The 860-nt window shown below is 65.2% G+C and carries 1 protein-coding gene; it reads right to left on the bottom strand.

The window, feature by feature from the left end:
• Positions 1-8 precede the first annotated feature (8 nt).
• A partial coding sequence (locus FXB41_RS39280; protein WP_219685572.1) for an IS5 family transposase occupies positions 9-860 on the bottom strand: 852 nt, incomplete at its 5' end.

The raw sequence follows: 860 nt of genomic DNA, 5'->3' as shown, positions 1-860 counted from the left end.
GTCGTCCGTTAAGAAGCCGAATTGAGCGGGAGCGGACAGGCAAGCGTATGCGATAGCTGGATCAGGAAGAGGCACAAGAGTTCTCTGAGCCAGGCGAGGATACGGCGGAAGTTGTGGCCGACTGCTGAGAGCACGACGTTGGCGGCGTCGCCGGCGCGGCCTTTGAGATAGCAGCGGCCAAGGTGACCTTCGGCCTTCAGATGTCCGATGATGGGCTCGATGGCGGAGCGGCGCCGGAGCTCGCGCTTGATGGCGCCGAACACGCCGCGCTTCTGGCCCGAAATGAAGACGCGACGGGGATTTTGCGTGTCGTGGCCGCGATATCCCTTGTCGACATAGGCCCGCTCGATCGGACAGCCGGTGAGCGCCTCGGTGCGGTCGATGACGTCCCGCAGGGTATGACCGTCGTAGGGATTATCGGGCAGCGAGCTGGCGTGCAGTACGAACAGGCCACCGGGCGCCCGGCGGTTGTTGGTGACGATGGAGGCCTTCACGCCGAACTCGTAAGGCGCGGCGGCCTTGCCTTTGCCGATGCATTCCACCTCCGGGGCATGGAAGGAATAAAGCTTCCAGCCGCGCTGGCGCTGCTGCTGCGAGCGGATTTGCACGGCCCGGCCAAGCGGGAGGGCGAATGCCTCCTCCAATGCCGGCTGGCCCTCGATCTTGCGGCGGATGTCGCGGATGATGCGGCCGAGCCGGCTGCGCAGAATGCGCAACTGCCGCTGATGCCGGCTGAACTGTTTGGCATGGGCGTAGCGGCCCGCCATCATCGCGGCGGCCTTGGCCACACGAGAATAGGATTGCCGCAGCCTGACGGCGTGCCTTCTCGCCAGGCGGTTGAGCCCCTTGATAGCCGCATG

Source organism: Bradyrhizobium canariense (assembly GCF_019402665.1).
Lineage (GTDB): Bacteria > Pseudomonadota > Alphaproteobacteria > Rhizobiales > Xanthobacteraceae > Bradyrhizobium > Bradyrhizobium canariense.
This window is presented reverse-complemented; position numbering and strand designations above follow the sequence as displayed.